This is a genomic window from Paenibacillus sp. FSL F4-0125 (assembly GCF_038008565.1).
In the GTDB taxonomy this organism is placed as follows: domain Bacteria; phylum Bacillota; class Bacilli; order Paenibacillales; family Paenibacillaceae; genus Paenibacillus_AQ.
Map to the genome: position 1 here is coordinate 4821823 of NZ_JBBOZJ010000001.1, position 18386 is coordinate 4840208.

General features: G+C 43.1%; 18 protein-coding genes. 4 read left to right on the plus strand and 14 right to left on the minus strand.

Translation table 11 applies throughout. The features are described 5' to 3' along the window. Window positions 1–46: 46 nt before the first annotated feature. The 3 genes from NST74_RS21550 to NST74_RS21560 form a co-directional block, all read right to left on the minus strand. Complete coding sequence (locus NST74_RS21550) at window positions 47–1186, minus strand: 5-methyltetrahydropteroyltriglutamate--homocysteine S-methyltransferase (RefSeq protein ID WP_341114353.1); 1140 nt, start codon at window positions 1184–1186, stop codon at window positions 47–49. A gap of 127 nt (window positions 1187–1313) precedes the next feature. Further along, the gene (locus NST74_RS21555) at window positions 1314–2087 is read right to left on the minus strand and encodes an ABC transporter permease (protein ID WP_341114354.1); all 774 of its coding nucleotides are present in this window, start codon (window positions 2085–2087) and stop codon (window positions 1314–1316) included. After that, window positions 2065–3048 (minus strand): ABC transporter ATP-binding protein, encoded by a 984-nt coding sequence (locus tag NST74_RS21560; RefSeq protein WP_076121839.1) that lies wholly within the window; start codon window positions 3046–3048, stop codon window positions 2065–2067. The genes NST74_RS21555 and NST74_RS21560 overlap by 23 nt, the downstream gene beginning before the upstream one ends. Before the next feature lie 692 nt (window positions 3049–3740). Here NST74_RS21560 and NST74_RS21565 point away from each other — a divergent pair. Both NST74_RS21565 and NST74_RS21570 read left to right on the plus strand, forming a co-directional pair. Next, window positions 3741–3920, plus strand: a complete 180-nt coding sequence (locus tag NST74_RS21565) for a hypothetical protein (protein WP_341114355.1) — start codon at window positions 3741–3743, stop codon at window positions 3918–3920. 152 nt (window positions 3921–4072) lie between these two features. Further along, window positions 4073–4807: an SDR family NAD(P)-dependent oxidoreductase gene (locus NST74_RS21570; protein ID WP_341114358.1), complete on the plus strand. Its 735-nt coding sequence runs from the start codon at window positions 4073–4075 to the stop codon at window positions 4805–4807. A 56-nt stretch (window positions 4808–4863) separates the two neighbouring features. On the opposite strand, the gene NST74_RS21575 is transcribed toward NST74_RS21570, so the two are convergent. Together NST74_RS21575 and NST74_RS21580 are read right to left on the minus strand one after the other, a co-directional pair. Then, window positions 4864–5052: a hypothetical protein gene (locus NST74_RS21575; protein ID WP_042129995.1), complete on the minus strand. Its 189-nt coding sequence runs from the start codon at window positions 5050–5052 to the stop codon at window positions 4864–4866. Between the two features lie 74 nt (window positions 5053–5126). Continuing rightward, entirely contained in the window at window positions 5127–5750 is a 624-nt protein-coding gene (locus NST74_RS21580; RefSeq protein ID WP_341114359.1) for a hypothetical protein, read from the minus strand. Between the two features lie 97 nt (window positions 5751–5847). Here NST74_RS21580 and NST74_RS21585 point away from each other — a divergent pair, with 97 nt between their 5' ends. Beyond that, a complete protein-coding gene (locus NST74_RS21585; protein WP_341114360.1) occupies window positions 5848–6048 on the plus strand; it encodes a hypothetical protein in 201 nt (66 codons plus the stop codon). Between the two features lie 122 nt (window positions 6049–6170). Here NST74_RS21585 and NST74_RS21590 read toward each other — a convergent pair whose 3' ends face one another. Then, the gene (locus NST74_RS21590; protein WP_341114362.1) at window positions 6171–7055 is read right to left on the minus strand and encodes a LysR family transcriptional regulator; all 885 of its coding nucleotides are present in this window, start codon (window positions 7053–7055) and stop codon (window positions 6171–6173) included. A gap of 110 nt (window positions 7056–7165) precedes the next feature. Between NST74_RS21590 and NST74_RS21595 the strand changes: the two genes are divergently transcribed. Next, on the plus strand, window positions 7166–8557 hold the full coding sequence (locus NST74_RS21595) for an MFS transporter (protein ID WP_341114363.1): 1392 nt from the start codon (window positions 7166–7168) through the stop codon (window positions 8555–8557). Between the two features lie 6 nt (window positions 8558–8563). On the opposite strand, the gene NST74_RS21600 is transcribed toward NST74_RS21595, so the two are convergent. The 8 genes from NST74_RS21600 to NST74_RS21635 form a co-directional block, all read right to left on the minus strand. Further along, window positions 8564–8896 carry a hypothetical protein gene (locus NST74_RS21600; protein ID WP_341114364.1) on the minus strand — a complete coding sequence of 111 codons (333 nt, stop codon included), beginning with the start codon at window positions 8894–8896 and terminating at the stop codon, window positions 8564–8566. A 156-nt stretch (window positions 8897–9052) separates the two neighbouring features. Beyond that, a complete protein-coding gene (locus NST74_RS21605) occupies window positions 9053–9985 on the minus strand; it encodes a hypothetical protein (RefSeq protein ID WP_341114365.1) in 933 nt (310 codons plus the stop codon). Between the two features lie 95 nt (window positions 9986–10080). Next, on the minus strand, window positions 10081–11292 hold the full coding sequence (locus NST74_RS21610; RefSeq protein ID WP_341114366.1) for an MFS transporter: 1212 nt from the start codon (window positions 11290–11292) through the stop codon (window positions 10081–10083). Further along, window positions 11279–12463, minus strand: a complete 1185-nt coding sequence (locus tag NST74_RS21615; protein WP_341114367.1) for an MGDG synthase family glycosyltransferase — start codon at window positions 12461–12463, stop codon at window positions 11279–11281. The genes NST74_RS21610 and NST74_RS21615 overlap by 14 nt, the downstream gene beginning before the upstream one ends. A gap of 204 nt (window positions 12464–12667) precedes the next feature. Further along, complete coding sequence (locus tag NST74_RS21620) at window positions 12668–13681, minus strand: zinc-dependent alcohol dehydrogenase family protein (protein ID WP_341114369.1); 1014 nt, start codon at window positions 13679–13681, stop codon at window positions 12668–12670. Next, a complete protein-coding gene (locus NST74_RS21625) occupies window positions 13678–16263 on the minus strand; it encodes a beta-mannosidase (protein ID WP_341115946.1) in 2586 nt (861 codons plus the stop codon). The genes NST74_RS21620 and NST74_RS21625 overlap by 4 nt, the downstream gene beginning before the upstream one ends. A 67-nt stretch (window positions 16264–16330) precedes the next feature. Continuing rightward, on the minus strand, window positions 16331–17392 hold the full coding sequence (locus NST74_RS21630) for a BtaManbiosPhlase (protein WP_341114370.1): 1062 nt from the start codon (window positions 17390–17392) through the stop codon (window positions 16331–16333). Between the two features lie 35 nt (window positions 17393–17427). Further along, on the minus strand, window positions 17428–18372 hold the full coding sequence (locus tag NST74_RS21635) for an MTP-1 family protein (protein ID WP_341114371.1): 945 nt from the start codon (window positions 18370–18372) through the stop codon (window positions 17428–17430). Window positions 18373–18386: the final 14 nt, after the last annotated feature.

The following is an 18386-nucleotide window of genomic DNA, read 5'->3' on the forward strand; positions in this document are numbered from 1 at the left end:
GAACATCCGTACGGCTTAAGGTGTTTTTTTCAACTGTTAACTTATATTAATTCCAGATCTCTTCAGCAATCTCTTTGATATATGCAAGCTTGCGCCATTGCTGCTCTTCTGTCAGGTGGTTGCCTTCTTCCGTGGATGCGAAGCCGCATTGTGGGCTCAGGCAAATCCGGTTTAGATCGACATATTGCTTCGCTTCCTCAATACGCTTCAAAATATCTTCTTTGCTCTCCAGCTCACCAAATTTGGAAGAGAACAAACCAAGCACGACTTGCTGATTCTCTTTTAGGAAGCGTAATGGTTTGAAATCGCCTGCCCGTTCTGTATCAAACTCCAGATAGTAACCTGAATAGTTATTGATGTTCAGAAGCGTTTGTGCGATAGGTTCATAACCCCCACCAACGCCAGCATAAGTTGAAACATAATTTCCTCGGCATACATGTGTTGTTACAACGAGATCTTCCGGTAGACCAGATACAACTTCCTCGTTCAATTGCGCAAGCTCGTTCGCATATTCAGCTACATTCACACCAATCTGATTCATAAAAGCTATAAACTGCTCGTCGCATAGCGCTCCCCATGTGCAATCGTCGATTTGAATGCTGCGGCAGCCCGCTGCATAAAAGGCAAGAATCGACGCTTTATATGCTTTAGCAATATCTGAAATTAGCTCTTCACGATTTGGGTATATTTCATTTGTGCTTTCCTTATTTTCTGCCCGGTCTAGCTCGAACAGGAATTGTGCAGCTGCAGGAATCGATTGACGAGCTACAACGTCCTCACCAGCAGCGCCTTTTAAAAATTCATAATGCGATACAAAAGGATGGCTGCTGTAGCTAATTTTTCCGGTCAATCGGGTTGTTTCTGGTCTCGACTTCGCACCGTTAAATTGGTAGCCTTGATCAATAATCGTCCGCTCTACACCGTCAAAGCCCCAGAAGAAGTCAAGATGCCACCAAGAGCGGCGGAATTCGCCGTCGGTTACAGCTTGAAGACCTACTTCTTTTTGTTTCTGAACCAGCTTAACAATTTCGTTGTTTTCCACTTCCTTAAGCTGCTCAGCGGTAATTTCGCCGTTCTTGTATTTTAATCTAGCTTCTTTCAATGCCTGAGGGCGCAGGAAGCTTCCTACAATATCATATCGAAATGGGGTAACGGTTCGCTTTTTAGGTTCGGCTTGAATGCTCATATATTAATCTCCTCGTAAAAAATTATTAGAATTAATATAGCATATCCGATGGCTTATACCGTTACACCAATGAGCTATGGCAGGCTATAAGTATTAGCTATACCTAAAGAATAAACGATTACGTGTGCTAATATTGTCCCAGAAGACCTTTCTTCATGGCTATTTTCTCACAGCGATCAAACACAACGAGTCCTAGAATCAAATAAACCAGCGAATTTAATATTAATACGCCATAATCTGATAAAGCTATGTCCGTTAACGTTAGATTCTCCAGCATTACCGTTCTGACCATATTCACTCCTTTAACGAACGGGGCAAAGGCTAAAAACGGAGCAACAGTTATCGGAACAAATACAAGTCCCATTAAAACGAATTGAAAAATCTGTAGAAATGCTTGAATTTGTTTCACAATAATAGCTAATCCAGCAATCATAAAGCTAACGCCTACCATACTTATCATAGTAACAATAATGATTGGGATCGTTGTCATGGGGTTAAGACTCAACCACTGTCCGGAGGTTAGCATCGCACCAAACAGCAACAGGATCATAATAACTGACTGTAAGCCTAACTGACTGACGATCCGCGTGAGCATGATTTTCCATACCCCCATGGGAGACATATATAACTGCTCTAACGTTCCACGCGTCGCTTCCGTGATTACCGAATAACCAATAAAGTTCATCGTCATCATCGTTAAGCTCCAAAAGACTACACTTACAATGGAGTATTGAACATTCATATCAAAGCTGGCTGGATCCCCGATGAACATAATGCCAAAAAATGCACCTAGAAATATAATATAAAACGTGGCTACTAAGGCAATCGTGTTCGGCAGATAACGTTTCATCTCAATATATTCCTTACGAAAATTCGCATTAAATAAATGGAGCCATTTCATGCGTTTTACCTCCCTTCACAATCTGAATAAATACTTGTTCAAAATCAATAGTTATACGATCAATACTTTCTACCATTGTTTCTTCCTCTTTTAGAAGATCAAACAGCTCGTAGATGTCCTGACCATGCTCTAAATTCACTTCCACGATGTTTTCATGGGAGCCTGCTTTATAAGTACTTAAAGGGAATCTACTTAAAAGTTTATTCTCCTGTTTTAGGCTTAATTGCTCACCCAGCTTAATGGAATATGCCCTTGTATCGAATAACTTAAGTAAGTTCTCTACCCTGTCGTCAATCACGACTTCACCCTTGTTAATGATAATGGCACGGTCACACAGCTCCTGAACGACGGGCATATCATGTGAGCTGATAATGATTGTACGTTTTTCTTCCCTTACTATTGTTTTTAGAATATTTCGTAATTCATAACTAACCTCAACATCCAAACCGAGCGTTGGCTCATCCAGTAAGATGACATCCGTGTTAGCCAACAACGCCACAGCGATAGCTAGCTTTTGTTGCATCCCCCGAGATAATCCATTGACCAGCTCATTCTCCTTTTCTTTAAGGTTGAATTGCTCTAATAATTTATCCGCTCGATCGGCAACTTGCTTTCGTGAGTACCCCCGATTACCTGCAAAATATTCTAGGTTTTCACGAACGGTAAGACGCCAATATAAATTCCGGTTTCCCTCTAATACAGCACTAATATGCTCAAGCGCTTTAAGTCTCTTCTTGCAAATATCTAAGCCATTAATGGATATAGAACCCCCGTCCGATTCCAACAAACCACAGAGCATCTTTATCGTAGAAGTTTTCCCAGCACCATTTGGCCCTAGTAAACCTAGAACCTCTCCACGATTCACATGAAAAGAAACATCACGAACGGCATGGATCTTCTCTTTCGTTTTTCTTTTCTCGTACACCTTGCTAATCCCGCGTACCTCTATAATTTTCTCCACCTAATAACCATCCTCTCCCATACGAATTAAAAAAGAGCGATTCCATTGTTAAATTCATTTTATTTTAATATCTAGCTTTAGATAACTGGCTTCAGATGGATACTTTCTCCGTCTGGGGAATGAGATTTGGGTATGGGGTTACCGGGTTATTCTAATGGCACATCACACATTATAAAAGTTAGTAGATATACATTATTAAGTCATTATATTTTTCGAAGCTAACTGTGACTATGAGCGAGGGACGACAATTATGAAAAGTCTATAGGAAAAACATAGATTTTTAATGACTGGACGACTGTTCGGTATGGAGCAAGTGCAAGAGTACTTCATCATAGTGAAAACGAGGCGAACATCATGAATCACAACAAGAAAAAAATCTATTTTGCATGATGGGTATTAGTAGGACTTGTTTTAATGGTTGGAGTTGCATAAAGGGGTGTTATGACAGCTGGCGGGTTATTCTTAACACCTGCTACATAAGATTTAGGAATTGGTATAGTTATTCTTCGATCCTGATCCTTCGCAATGTTCGGATTTATGACTCAGTATGGGAATGGTACCTATTCTCGATTCCTATGGCGATTGGATCTATATTTGTATCTCTAACGATGGCTGGAGATATACCTACATCTTCTTGGGCATAATAGTAATGGCGATTGTGATTCCAACGGTTCTCTCCACAACAAAAGGGCTTGCAAGCATTAGAAGCCGATGAAGTAAAAGAAGAGCATACAATAAAAGCAACCACAAAAGGCATTACAGCAGCCGTAGCTAGAAAATCAACGGCCTTCTATGCACTACTTCTATTCTTCTCAATCATTACACCGATGGACCAGCCACCCATTGCACTTTCTGCAAATGTAACATCATAGCCGATTCCCTTTGCAAATGTGCACATACTGACCGAAGCTTCCGATGGAAGTGATAAATCTAGAAAAAGCCGGACAATGGAATTAATAACTAAGAATTCATGAAGAGAAACTTTCACATAAAATTATATTAAATTACGTTAGGAGAATATTAAATGAAAAGATTAGATAATAAAGTGGCTATTATTACAGGTGGGGCTTCCGGTATTGGTGAAAGCATGGCAGATCTGTTTGCTCAAGAAGGTGCTATCGTTATTGCCGCAGATATCAATGAGGCAGCGCTAGAGAAAGTAAGCCAGAAACAGAATGTTTATGGAATGAAATTGAATGTTGCCTCCGATGAGGATTGGAAAGTGCTGGCAAAGGAAGTACGTGATCGTTTTGGAAAGATTGATATTCTTGTCAATAACGCAGGCATCTCTTCTGAAAAACCATTTGATCAAATCGATATTGAGGATTGGCAGAAAATCAATTCCATCAATGGTTATGGCCCGTTCGCTGGGATTAAACATGTCACGCCTTATATGGCAGCTCAAAAGAAAGGTTCGATCATCAATATTTCTTCTTATACAGCTCTGATCGGTCAAGGCTTTAATCACTACTCGGCATCCAAAGGCGCAGTTCGCGCATTATCTAAAGCGGCTGCTACAACCTTCGGCCGTCAAGGCGTACGGGTAAACACTCTATTCCCTGGAATTATTGAAACGCCAATGACTCAAGCTTTAAGTACTTCAAAGGATTTGCTAGACCAATTGATTCAGGCAACACCTTTGCAGCGTTTGGGTCAAGCCATCGATATTGCCCAAGCGGCGTTATTTCTGGCAACAGATGAATCTTCATACATTACAGGTTCGGAAATAGTCATCGACGGAGGATACTCAGCTCAATAACGATAATGACAGCCCTCAAGATAAATGAGGGCTGTCATTTTTTCATTACAAGACCATTAGAAGATCCATATGAGTAAGAAAATAACTGCAATTATTGCCACCACGATGAACAGATTGATTACCTCGCTCCAAAATCCAGGAACACCTTGTGTATGATATTTTTGCGCATTGACATCATGGTTTGCTTTATGACCGCCAGGGTCCGTCACATTCGGATTAGGTCCTGGATCAAAAAAGTCAGACATAGAAATCAACACCTTTCTCGATTATAAACCATATTATACCAGTTAATTCCCTTTTTAAAAATAATCTCCATTGCTCAATTCATTTGAGAATAAAAATAAGGTAAGTGTTTCTTTGATAGAGCTTTTTCGATTAGTTCTTGATCGTAGCCATATTTTTGCAATGCAGTAATAATCGCCAGTGTCCTGTCTGATCGTTGTCTTCTTAAATTTGATTCTAGCTGTATTTCTAGAGGAACCGTAGGAATAGTGTACCGTCCGATTGTCACATTCCTAAAATGATTCCAAATGAATTGTCCACCTTCCCATATCCCATCGCCATCCATAGAATCAGGAATTCCCGCTGAATTGGAGATATGAACGACTTCCACTTTAAACCCATCGATGATCCAACTCCCCTTTGTCCATGAGAAGCCCGAAGAAAAGGTCTGACTGTATGTAGGTTCTTCTAAAGAGGATAACCAGTTCTCCCCATGAGGGAATTCACATGTATCCAGCAAGGAATATTCCTTCAGAAGTTCTGCAAATTGTGCAATCCCTTCTTTATTTTTTGTATAAATATCAACGTCTCCCGGAGTCATTTCACAGCCCTGTAAAACCGAACCCACCGAGCCCACCAAGATCCATTCTAATTTCGAATTTACTTCCGATGAAAAATAAAGCTCACATACCTTTGACAATGCTGTTTCCCAGCTATTCATAATTCCACCCCAAATTGACTAGTAAGTTCGAGTACATGAAACCTTAATAACCTCAGGTGCGTTAAAGAACTATACAAATTCACAGGAGGTTTTTAAAATGAGATACAGTTCTGCAGACGCGCGAATAACCTGTCCTTGTTGTCAAAACGATACCTTTGATCTGGATTATAAACTGCTTAACACAAGCGGAGCATCCTTTCTAGGATTTGACTGGGCGAATAAAAACGCCGCTATACTTATTTGTAAGAGATGCACCCATATCTCATGGTTTATGGAAGAACCAACATCCGATAACTAAACACTACCAGATTTTTCTACATCTTTATTATAAAAAATTTCTATAGACTATGCGTCCTTGAGCTGGATGTAATTGTTCTTTTGCATCCAGTTAAATACCTCTAGATACCCATCCCAATTGTCTTAAACCTTTTTGGATAACGATCCGAAATATTCTACAACTACCTCACGAAATTCCAAAGCAGCCCGAGAAATGTACCGACTCTTGTGCCATATTAGAGCAATTTCCCGTACCAATTCGTGATTTTCTATTTGGAGATATTTGATGTCTTCCCGTGAACTTCTTGCTGTACTTGGTATAAAGGCAAGACCAATCTCAGCTTCCACAAGCGTGATCAACCTTGCAGGTTCATCCCCCTCATACACATATTTAGGTGTAAATCCAACCGATTGGCACACAGAGTCTATTAAATCCCGAGTTCCATAACCACTCTTAACCCCGACGAACCATTCATCTCTCAGCTCTATCAAAGATACGCTGCTTCGATCTGCCAACCGATGCCCCTTAGGAACCGCTACAAGGATAGGGTCGATAAACACGACTTGGCATTCAATGTCGTCCCCTTCTATAGGGGGTGAGGACAAGCAGAAATCCACCTCTCCTCGATCCAAAAGTATAACCATTTCCTTGGTAGTCAGCATCTGCACGTGAAATTGAATATCAGGTCGCTTTTTCCGAAACTCGCGAAGGATATTGGGTAATGTACTGGCGGTGGTCACCGCTAATTCAAGCGTGTTATGTTCCGGGTGAGATAAATCGCTAAGCTCCTGCTTCCCCTGTTCCAATTCAAACAAGGCTCTTTCTGCACGGCGAAGAAATCTGCTTCCGAGCTTATTCAGACGCAGGTTCCGCCCTACTCGATCGAATAAAGGGACCCCTAGATCCTCCTCCAAACGCTGGATTGTTTTGCTGAGTGATGATTGAGTAACATGCAGATTCCGGGCAGCTTCGGTCACATGTTCCAGTCGAGCTACCGCGAGAAAATATTGCAGCTGTAGAAGTTCCATTTCGCACCCCATTCATTCCTTTAAGTCAATGAGAATATAACATAAAATGCGTTGGAATGAATAATTAAAATCAAGTAGGATGACATTAATACGCTTTAGGGGGACCCAAAATGAGTGGTCGGAATTGGTGGTTAATGATTTCAGTGGGTCTAGGGATACTATTGAACCCATTAAATTCTTCAATGGTTTCTGTTGCTATTCCAAGATTGCAAAATGTATTCCAACTTGACTATACAGGTGTTTCCTGGATTATTTTTTCTTTCTACATTGCTAGTAGCATCGCTCAACCTGTCATGGGAAAGGCCAGCGATTTATTTGGTAGGAGAAAAATATTTCTTACCGGGCTTGTAGTAGCCTTCATTGCCTCATTATTAGCTCCATTCGCACCAAGATTCGCGTGGCTCATCGTGTTCCGCATTGTGCAAGCCATTGGAACTAGCATGATGGTTGCCGTTGGGATGGCCATAGTGCGAATTCATGTAACGGAAAAACAAGCGACAGCGCTGTCTGTTTTGTCCATCTTCCTATCCGGTGCGGCAGCCATCGGCCCCTTTATTGGCGGGGTTATCATACACTGGTGGGGCTGGCCTGCTATCTTTTTCATCAATATTCCATTTGTGGTAGTGAGCTTTCTATTGTCTTGGAGAAATATTCCTAAGGAACACTCGCCATTAACCGTTTCATCGGGCATGTCCCTTCGCAAATGGTTCAATTGGATAGATGGATCAGGGATCCTGCTCTTCACAGTGGGACTGGTTGCCCTGCTCATTGGATTACTCTCAGCAAAATCATCCGGGCACATCGCTGTAGGAAATGTCGTTGTTTCACTGATCGGACTCGCTCTGCTAGGGGTATTCGTACGACATGAGTTAACAGCGACCTCACCCTTTATACCTTTACGCACATTCGCCAAATATCCTGCGATGACTTGGGTTAATGTGGAGTTCATGCTCGTTAACGTACTTTATTACTCACTCTTTTTCGGAGTTCCGTCCTACTTGCAAGTGGTTCGCCATGTCAGCGAATTTCAAACAGGGATACTTATGCTAACCTTAGGCCTATGCTCTCTAGTTACTTCTCCAATAGCAGGACGATGGATCGATAAATCCGGACCAAGACCGGCATTACTAGTGTCTGCAATATTGATGACTGCGGGATCAGTATGGCTCGTGACATTGAATCAATCTTCACCGGTTATTAGCGTGTGCCTGGCGTTGGCTGCATTCGGGATTAGCAATGGGTTGAATAATGTAGGCATGCAAGCAGCTTTGTTTCAAAGTTCACCCAAAGAAATCATCGGAGTAGCATCCGGATTATTTAATACATCAAGATATCTGGGAACCATCCTCTCTTCCTTATTGATAGGCATCATAATGAGAGGTAAGTTCAGCTTTGGGGGATTTCAAGTCCTTGGGATTATTCTCACGATCATTGCATTGGCTTTGGTATTCATGAGTCGACGGCGCCGGAAGTCTGGGGATATGCAGGAGCAATTCAATTGATTAACTTTAACTATTAATAAGTTTACGAATTTCTTTATAATCTTTCTCCGTTATCAGTCCATCATAACTTGAGAAATCTAAAGTGAATCGCTGACCGTCTGTGTATTCATACTGAATAATATACAATCCAGAGCCTATGTCCTTGCTGGCGCCTAAAATACTAATCACTTCTTCATAAGTCATTTTAGCTGTCACTTTGCTTAATTGCTCTTTTGTAGCTGTTTTTATTTCAGTGGGTTCTGATGAATTTTGTTGTACCGGATTCTTTGAATTTTGACAGCCAACCGTGAACACCGCGAGCATTAGCAATACCATTGTTGCAGTTAATAAAACTCTCATTCAAACACCTCCGGATTGTGGGGCTTCCATAGGACTAATATATGCGAAAATAGCTTTTTAATAAAGAAAGTCCCTATGACTAATCACATCATAGGGACTTTCTAATTGCATACTTTTTAGTTGTTCCACACTTACTTATTCAACGCAACGGGATCTTTAATCACGATGTCCGTATTCATGGCCCTCTTTCACCTGCTGCACTTGTTTACCTGTGAGGTCAATAGACTCTGGTGTAGTTGCATTGAATACGGAGAGCTGAACATCCACACTAGCAGCCAAAGTATGGGAGGCTCCTTGCGCATCCTGTCCCACAAACGTTAGATCTAACTGTTGGTGCTGAAGCTCATTAGCAGGAGTGATATCAGCATTCAAACGGATGCTTTGAATCTGTACACCGTTCGTCAGAGCAATTGCTTGGAAATCAAACAGGTTATGCTGAATTAAATCCTCTGGATCATTTGAATCGACAGTCATTTCTTTACTGGACTCATGATCTTTCTCTTCCGAAAGATTCTTGAACAGAACCGGGGCTAACGCCTGCACCACTGTCGGGATTTGTGCATTGTCAAGCTGCAGAGAGATATGCTTGGCACCGTCTTTATCGGTAGTAGAGGTGATCTCATTCTTTAAATTGCCGATCAAAGCATCCATGATCGTCTCTTCTTGGCTGCTAAGCCAAACTGCTTCCTTCGGTTCTGTTCCTGTTTCCTGATCCTTCTTATCCTTAATATCCTGCTTTACGTAATAAATATCGGAAGCATCGCTCTTCCAGACCTGTCCGTCATGCTGACTATAGAGGTTAAGTTCATGAGAACCTTGTGACCCGCTAATCTTCACAGCGCCGCTTACGGCTTCATTCGGCAAGCTTACTTTTATACTTCCTTGTGCCTGACTCAGAATAGTCCCGTTATCTTTAAGCATCGCATCAGCTTGTACGGTAACAGTTTGTATATTCTCTGCAGTATTCTTAAGTGCGGCTTTGTAATCCTCATATCCAGAGGTTCCCGCAAACGCCGTCATTCCGGTAACCAGCATGATCGCCCCGCTAATCCCTGCTGCACCTCCGGTAAGTAGCCATTTCTTCTTCATTTTCTTCCTTCCCTTCATCACTTATTTAGTCTTGCATATTAAGCTTAGGTGCAATTCCTAAATTCGTTGTGAAGAGTCTATTAAATAAATCTTAACTACGATACATTCGGAAGCTTCTTGGTTACTCTGTTTCTGTGAATAAATAATCGGGCGGGAGATAGCAAGTAGACTACACTTATTAGTCCAAACAAACAGGCACTGACTTGAAAAGGCAGCAGTTGATTCCCTGTGCTTCCCAGCCAGCCTCCAATTAGAGGACCAATAACCACCCCTAAACCTTCTATGGAAAACAATAATCCCCAGCTGATCCCCACGGAATCTTCGGGAATGTAACTGGCCATTAACGCATTCCATGATGGAAGCAAAGCAGCATAAGCACACCCCAGCAGAAGCGCGAGCCCAATGGCAGCGGAGAAGGAGTTAATAGAAGTTAGACCGAACAAGGCAAGCGCAAACACGCCGAACCCAACGACAAGGAACCATTTGCCCCCAACTTGATCAAACCATTTTCCCATAGGGACAAGAAATAGAACTACACCTGCTCCTCCCATAAATAGCACGATAGACAGCTGTGAATGAGACAAACCCAGATGTGAGATCGCAAAGCTTGTTAAAAAAGGGACCAATATCCCGCCCGCTGTAGTCTGCAGCAGCATGCCGGGGACCAAAAATCCCCCCTTCTTCACTTTGTTCCATAGAGATACAAACTGCCCGCCTACAGATATATTCACACTCTGCACCGAGACATTTTTCATCTTTACAAGACCTACCATAATCCAGCCCGCTACAAAAAATAATCCAATGACAGCAAGTGACAGCGACAACCCGCCGCCAATTAATAAATTCATCATTACAGGACCCAGACCTAAACCAGCCATCCAGTATACGTACAGGGTTCCCATCTGCTGTGCTCGTTTTTCTTCTGATACCTGGCTCATACATAGGATCCAGATCGGTGAGAATCCGGCACCCAAGCAAGCAGAGGCTACAATAAGCATCCAAGGACTATGCGTTGTCACCATCACTAATAGTCCAACGAATCCAAGAAAGAACCCTCCATGAAGCACGGTGCGCCCAGGATATCTATCCAAGAGATAGCCGATGAAGCTTTTGATCAAGCTGTCCGTTAAATAGTGCGCGGAGACCGCAACACCGACTACTGACGTTGTAAGCCCCAAACTCGTCAATACATACGTAGGTAAGAAAGCGATCAGGACAGCCCCTCTTATCCATTCTATAAAAAAGAGAATCATTGCGAGGCGGGTAAACGTCTGCTGCGGTCTTTCTTTTTGGCTAATAATATCCATGAATTGTCTTCGCCTGCCCTTCAACAACCGCAGATTTTGCTAAAGGAACAGAAGGCTGACGCAATTTAATAGCTTCTAAAGCTTCAGTAACGATAGCATCCGAGGCTGATTTTCGCGAAAAGACCTTCAGCTGCTGTTCCCTTTCATCTCTGTACGCCATATGCTCCAATCGCTGAAGCTGCTCTACTAATTGCTCCTCATTTCGTGCGATCTCAATCAAATTGTGCCCGGCTAACCATTCTGCATTACCTGCCTCCTGACCAGGGAGTGGTCGATAGACGATAACTGGAAGTGCTTGAGCCATCGCCTCAGTCAAGGTAATCCCGCCTGCTTTGGTCAATAGACAGGAAGCTATGCACATCAGTTCCTGCATTTCTTCCGTATATCCCAAGATGTGAACTCGGGGGTTCTCTTGAAAAAGCTCTACCGTAGCTGCTTGAAGCTTATGATTATTCCCGCACAATACGATGAGATCGAAGCTCGATTGAAGCAGTACTCGTTTTATTAAACTGCTAATGTCACTTAATACGCCGTAAGCTCCAGCCGCCAGTAGTAGGTATTGACGATCTCCGCTTAACCCATGTTTGCGTAAAAGCGCTTCACGATCCTGAGTCTGCTCAAATGCCTCGCGAATTGGAATCCCACTGACCACAAGCTTCTCTTCAGTGACCCCTGCCGACATCAGCGTTGTCTTCATGTCTTCTGAAGCGATAAAATATTTTGTCGTTTGTGGATGAAGCCACCTGCCATGAACTACATAATCCGTCATAACTGTGAACAGAGGCATTCTACTACCTGTTGTGGATGCTAGCTCAGCAGCAGCCAAATAAGGAAAGGTATGAATAATAATATCCGGCTGTATCTCGTTGATGATCCTTTGCACTTTTCGTTTGCCCATAGAATGTATGAGTCTGCCCATGAACTGTTCTGGTCTCATCTTGCTCGTCATTGTGTACAATAATCCATAAAATTCTTGCGTATACCCTGTGTTGTTCAAATAGAATCTTCGGGATAGTTCATTCAAGGCAGGGTGAACTGCAGCGAATAGATCTAAGGTGGTAATCCGACTGATCCCTCTACGTCTAAATGAATGTTCGATGGCTTCAGCGACTTTCATATGCCCGTCTCCAAATACCGAAGTAACAATAAGTACTTTAGGATCTGTGTTCATGACAAAGCTCCTTTTTCTCATGGCCTCCTCTAACTCTAACTCTGAATCGTAAACTGATAGTGAAGGGATTCTTAACTGAATATTAATTTCAATATTTTCTAAAGAGAGACCTCGTCACAGCCAGTTTTTGCCCACAAAAAAAACGATGACCTTTGGCAAAATAGCCAATAGTCATCGCTTGATATACGTTACTATGATTTAGCACTACCTCTCGTGCACAATAACCCCTTTAGAAACACGCAGATTCGTATACTCCTCCATGATCTCTGGAACATCTTTCAACGAAAACCGATGGCTAATCAATGACTCAATCTGAACGATCCCCTTCTCAATTAACGCAATCGATTCCTCATGGGTATAAGGATTAATAAAAGAGCCCATGATGACCAGCTCTTTCGTGAAAATTTCGAATGGGGAGACTTGAATCCATGTGTCAGGGGAAGCAACACCAAACATTAATACTTGTCCACCCTTACGTGATGCCTTAACCGCCAGCTCCATGGAATCCGCCCGGCCTACACATTCAATCACAATATCAAATTGATGATGAAGAGCTTCCATCATACCTGCTGCTGCAGGAGAAACCGCTTCATCCGCACCTAATTCGACTAATCGGTCATGTTTGAACATTTCCGGCTCACTGACAATGATCCCTTTAACACCCGCAGCTTTTACGAGCTGCAAGAACAATTGACCAATAAAACCACCACCGATAATCAGGACTTGGTGAGCTCTACGAATGTCGAGCTTCTTATAGCCATGAAGAACACAACCTAGAGGTTCAATCATTGCCCCTTCGATCCAGCTCATTTCATCAGGTAACAAGTAACAGTTCGCGGCAGGAACTACGCAATATTCGCCCATGCCTCCATCACGAGTTACTCCAACAGCCTGCAAGTTATCGCACAGATGCACTTTTCCATTCCTGCAAAAATAACAGTTCCCACAATAGATGTTAGGATCCACGGATACACGGTCCCCAACCTGAAGAGCCGTAACCTCGTCACCCACAGCAACCACTTCCCCTGCGAGCTCATGCCCTAACACAACCGGAGCGGTCACCTCCGCAGACCCAGGATATCCATGATAAATATGCTGATCTGTACCACAGATCCCGCAGCATTTCACACGAAGTTTAACTTCTTTGAGGCCTACAGCTGGAGCTTCCCATTCCATAAAATCAATGCGCTTATTTCCCTGAAATACGGCCGCCTTCATATTAGTACATCTCCTTCAGTTCTAAGCTTCTGTATAGATGCATCATTCATCGCCGTCACACGTAGGGTTTCCCAAGGAAGTTCCCCTGCAGCAGCATGATGTACATGAACCGTCTTCTCCTCACCTGGGATCAGATCAAAGAAATTATCATCCATGATCACCCAAGGAGCATCCAGTTCAATCATCACCATCCGGGCAACACGATCCGAGATCAAACGGATATGTCCTTTTCCTTCATCCACAGAGATCTGAATATGTGCTTCTTGATAATCCATATCTATATAATCTCTTAAATAGAGGACATACTCTTCTGTCACCTGTTTCTTCGAACGAAGCACGGCCACAACCTCGCGTGGACTATACTGTTGCAGCACCTCAGCCTCAGATAAATTGGCAAAATTAATTTTACCGTTTGCTTCAACGGTCACATCGAATGCACGCTGATATACAATCGTACCATCCATCCGATAGATTGTTAATTCCGCCTCATCCTCATAAATCTCACGCCGATCATTAACAGCCCATAACTGAAGCTGCCCATTCGGGTCATGATCTACACATAAGAGTACCGGTGCAAAGAATTTACGCGCATAGTGATAGCTTGCTTTTGGTAAGCCATAGTAATCGATGACAGACCAGCTTGTTCCCGGCCAGCAATCATTAAACTGCCAGAACAAAGCCCCGCTCGTATCCGGCTTATTACGGCGATAATGCTCAATACCATATCTTAACCCCTCTGCCTGAGTAAGCATCGAGAATTGAATATACTCATAGATATCCTTCGGAATTCCAGTATAACCTTCCATGAGCATAATGCCCTTTGGATAATGGACATCTTTATTACGGTATTTCATTTCATCGCTATCCCAGTAGAACTGATTGTCCGGCATGTTCTTCGCTAAAGTATAACGATTGGAAGCGGCATGCAGTCCGAATTCACTGGCGAATTTCGTGAAATCTGACTTAAATCGTTTGAACGATATCCCTTCAACACTATAATCCTGTGTCTGTGGTTCACCAAATTGACGAGGCTCATTATTCCCATGCCAGACTTGCCAGTTATGTGTATCGCCCACATTACGTGAATTATGATCATTTCCACCAAAAGGGGAACTAGGCCAAAACGTTCGCGTTGGATCGAGCTGCTCCAACACCGCAGGCATGAGCTCATGATATATTTTCTCTCCATAAAAGGGATGTGTAATCTCGCCGCTAGAGGAAAGTGCCTCATACAACCAATCATTCTCGTTATTCCCGCACCATAAGGCAAGACTCGTACGACTGCGAAGACGTTTGACGACCTGCTCAATTTCTCGGTGAACATTATTCATGAAATTACGATTATAATCTGGATATAACGCACAAGCGAACATGAAGTCCTGCCAGATTAAGATTCCTAACTGGTCACATTCATCAAAGAAAATATCCCGCTCATAAATGCCTCCGCCCCAAGCGCGAATCATATTCATATTGGCAGCCTTGGCCATTTGAAGGAGATGCGTATATCGACTATCCGGTACGGTCGCAATAAAGCTATCAATAGGGATCCAATTTGCACCTTTGGCAAAAACCTTTACACCGTTCAATACAAACGTAAAAGCATGGCGCCCCTCTTCATCAAGCTGCATTAACTCGATCTTACGAATCCCAAATCGCTGCTCATAAGTATCGATTGGCTCCCCATCTGCAAATAACGTAACACGTAATTGATATAAGAAAGGCGTTCCTAGATCATGCGTCCACCATAGCTTCGGATCTATCACCTGCAAAGTAACTGAATGATGAAGCGTGCGTGCTGTAATCGCCCCGTCAACCGTAATCCCTGAAGCTCTGTCTAAAGAGACATACGCTTCCGCAACGCGCTCTGTACCTTCTAAGAGTTCCACACACGCTGTATATGAACACTCGCGATCAAAGGCATGTACGCATAAATCCACATCAACGATACCTACTTGATCCTGGATCGAAGTTGTTCGAGCAAACACATGATCTAAATGTGCATGACGGCGTTTAATTAAATGCACCTCTTTCCAAATCCCTGCACAGACCAGACGTGGACCCCAGTCCCAGCCAAAATGACTCTGCGCTTTACGTGTCCAGATCCGCTTCTTGCTATAGCCCGACCAATAATATTGGACCTTATCGCCTGCGTGTACATGAATAGGATCAAATTTTACGGCAAGCGTATTTTTCCCCTTATTTAATTCACGGGTTACATCAAATGAATGGCTAATGAACATATTATCTGTTGATCCAAGCTCCACACCGTTAAGATATACGGTCGCATAGGTATCTAACCCTTCGAACAATAGCTCCATCTTCTCACCAGGTTGAGGATCAGAATCGTATGAAAAGACCGTTCGATACCACCATACCTTTTCTTCAATCCAACGGCATTTCTGATCTTGGTGGCCAAAGAAAGGATCCTCAATGATGCCTTTCTCCCGAAGCGTCGTATGGATGTCACCGGGCACTGTGGTGGTCATCCAGAAATAATCAATGAACTCTGGGGATGCAACTTCAAGATCCCGGACTTCCCCGACATTAAAATCACGAAGTTTCCAGTTTTCAGTTAATTTGATATTCATTATCTTCGTCATCTCTCCCAAATTAAAACGCCAAAACCACTACGGTTTTGACGTTTTATTGTTATACGTATACCAAGCTGTCTAGAATTTCTTGTACACTAAGTTCTGCGCAAGCCATTGATGTATCCGCAACTCCGTAATACATTTTGACGACATCGCCTTCCACAAGTGCACCGCAAGAGAATACAACATCGCCGAAGAATCCATTCTTCTCATAATCCGCTTCCGGCTCCATAATCGGAGCATTGGAACGCGCAATCACTTTCGAGGGATCATTTAGATCTAACAAGACTGCCCCCATGCAATAGCGATGTTCCAGTGTTGCCCCGTGATACAACTCCAGCCAACCTTTATCGGTCTTGAATGGAACCGCACCGCCGCCAATCCGGCCACTATCCCACATCCCGTCACGCAAACCAATCAGATGCTTATGATTGCCCCAATATAATAAATTGTCCGATTCTGCAATCCATATTTCAGGATTCCCCGTGCTTTTCGTCGTTGGACGGTGCAATGCATAATATTTGCCGTTAATTTTCTCTGGGAAAATCAATACGTCTTTATTATCCGGCCCAAAGATCATGCCGTGATGAGTTACATTCACGAAATCTTTAGTTGATACCAGCGATTCTCCAACGCCCACAGGTGAGACTGCCGAGAAATATATATAGTAGGTATCCCCAATTTGGGTTACGCGGGGATCTTCTACCCCGAAGGTTTCCAGTGAATTGGAAGGGTACACAAATGGCTTCTCATCCACCGTAAAATGATGTCCATCCTTACTTCGAGCAATTCGGATATAAGATAATGAAGTCAAGTACTGGAATGTAGCACTGGCGGATCTATTCTTGATCACACGCGGATCAGAGAAATCGAAACGCTCATCATCCGTATTCAGATCCAAAATCTCTAATTCATTGGTCTCCGGATTATAAATCGGAGCTTTCACAATTTTAGGATCCCTACTGATTGGACGTTCTGCTACTCGAAGAAACATTAATATTTCACCATTATAGCTAGCGATACCGGCATTAAATGCACCGATCACTTCAAAGTCCTCGTGATACGGCTTGACGTCCGCCGGTGTAATCAGCGGATTTTGTTCATAACGATAGATTTTCATGTTGTAATAACTCCCTTAACCAAATGGATTTCATGCTATAAAATTTCAAATTGAGCAAATGGATCAGGGATTGTCGCACGTTGTGCTTCAGCATCGCTGATTCCTGCATATATGTGAGCTGTGCCGTCTTGATGACGTACGAGCCCGCCGCTGAATACGACATCTTCTAAATCAGGACGTTTGGCAACGCCTGGCAAGAACTGATTGCGTACAGCGATTAATTGAATATCCGAATATTCACCTGTTTCCGGATCGATAGCGAACACCATGGGGTAGTAGTGACGATCACCCGCCTCATCAAATGATGCGATATGCCCAAGGACACCGAGAAGCCCGTTCTTCAGCAAGTGTGCTTCATTCGCGCCGCCCCACTCTTCATCAACGAACTGCCCTTCCAACAACGGTGTTTCTTCGATCAACGGAATGGATAACGCCTCCAACGAGGCAATGCGGGTAAAACCGATTTTCCCGCGTCCTCCTTTATCTCCTTGAGGGCGGGTCAGCACTCCAATGCTATCTTTCAGGTCAACCAGCCGCAAATCTTTCATACCATCCGGACCAATAAAGAATAACTCTAAGCTAGCGATGTTCTTCCCGCGGTAGAATACTGTACGCCACATTAAGGCATCAGCTTTTACCGGATGCGGGTAAATTTGAACACCTCCAACAATTAATTCGCCATTGATTTTCGTGAAAAACGGATCTTGAAGTTCAAGAATAGGCGCTCCTTCACGAGGAGCCCACTGTCCATCACGCTCGACGAAAAAAACGACATTGGAATGCTCGCTGTCACGGGCTTCAACCCGACCTGCTATCACCCATTCATCTTCATCTTGGAAAGGTGCTGTAATGTTATAGACATCTTTGTGATCTACACCGGTGAAATTTAATTTCTGCGTATCTGTTACGAACACGTCTTTCATCGCGTATTCCACGAGCAATTGTTCACATGTTTTCACAGCAGTTTTGTGGAGCTTCATAATAATAACGTTCC

What these genes read in the sequence shown, in the direction of transcription:
- NST74_RS21550 (WP_341114353.1), bottom strand. Translation starts at nt 1,186, where the DNA reads ATGAGCATTCAAGCCGAACCTAAAAAGCGAACCGTTACCCCATTTCGA.
- NST74_RS21570 (WP_341114358.1), top strand. Translation starts at nt 4,073, where the DNA reads ATGAAAAGATTAGATAATAAAGTGGCTATTATTACAGGTGGGGCTTCC.
- NST74_RS21620 (WP_341114369.1), bottom strand. Translation starts at nt 13,681, where the DNA reads ATGAAGGCGGCCGTATTTCAGGGAAATAAGCGCATTGATTTTATGGAA.
- NST74_RS21580 (WP_341114359.1), bottom strand. Translation starts at nt 5,750, where the DNA reads ATGAATAGCTGGGAAACAGCATTGTCAAAGGTATGTGAGCTTTATTTT.
- NST74_RS21600 (WP_341114364.1), bottom strand. Translation starts at nt 8,896, where the DNA reads ATGAGAGTTTTATTAACTGCAACAATGGTATTGCTAATGCTCGCGGTG.
- NST74_RS21630 (WP_341114370.1), bottom strand. Translation starts at nt 17,392, where the DNA reads ATGAAAATCTATCGTTATGAACAAAATCCGCTGATTACACCGGCGGAC.
- NST74_RS21575 (WP_042129995.1), bottom strand. Translation starts at nt 5,052, where the DNA reads ATGTCTGACTTTTTTGATCCAGGACCTAATCCGAATGTGACGGACCCT.
- NST74_RS21590 (WP_341114362.1), bottom strand. Translation starts at nt 7,055, where the DNA reads ATGGAACTTCTACAGCTGCAATATTTTCTCGCGGTAGCTCGACTGGAA.
- NST74_RS21605 (WP_341114365.1), bottom strand. Translation starts at nt 9,985, where the DNA reads ATGAAGAAGAAATGGCTACTTACCGGAGGTGCAGCAGGGATTAGCGGG.
- NST74_RS21610 (WP_341114366.1), bottom strand. Translation starts at nt 11,292, where the DNA reads ATGGATATTATTAGCCAAAAAGAAAGACCGCAGCAGACGTTTACCCGC.
- NST74_RS21585 (WP_341114360.1), top strand. Translation starts at nt 5,848, where the DNA reads ATGAGATACAGTTCTGCAGACGCGCGAATAACCTGTCCTTGTTGTCAA.
- NST74_RS21615 (WP_341114367.1), bottom strand. Translation starts at nt 12,463, where the DNA reads ATGAACACAGATCCTAAAGTACTTATTGTTACTTCGGTATTTGGAGAC.
- NST74_RS21635 (WP_341114371.1), bottom strand. Translation starts at nt 18,372, where the DNA reads ATGAAGCTCCACAAAACTGCTGTGAAAACATGTGAACAATTGCTCGTG.
- NST74_RS21555 (WP_341114354.1), bottom strand. Translation starts at nt 2,087, where the DNA reads ATGAAATGGCTCCATTTATTTAATGCGAATTTTCGTAAGGAATATATT.
- NST74_RS21595 (WP_341114363.1), top strand. Translation starts at nt 7,166, where the DNA reads ATGAGTGGTCGGAATTGGTGGTTAATGATTTCAGTGGGTCTAGGGATA.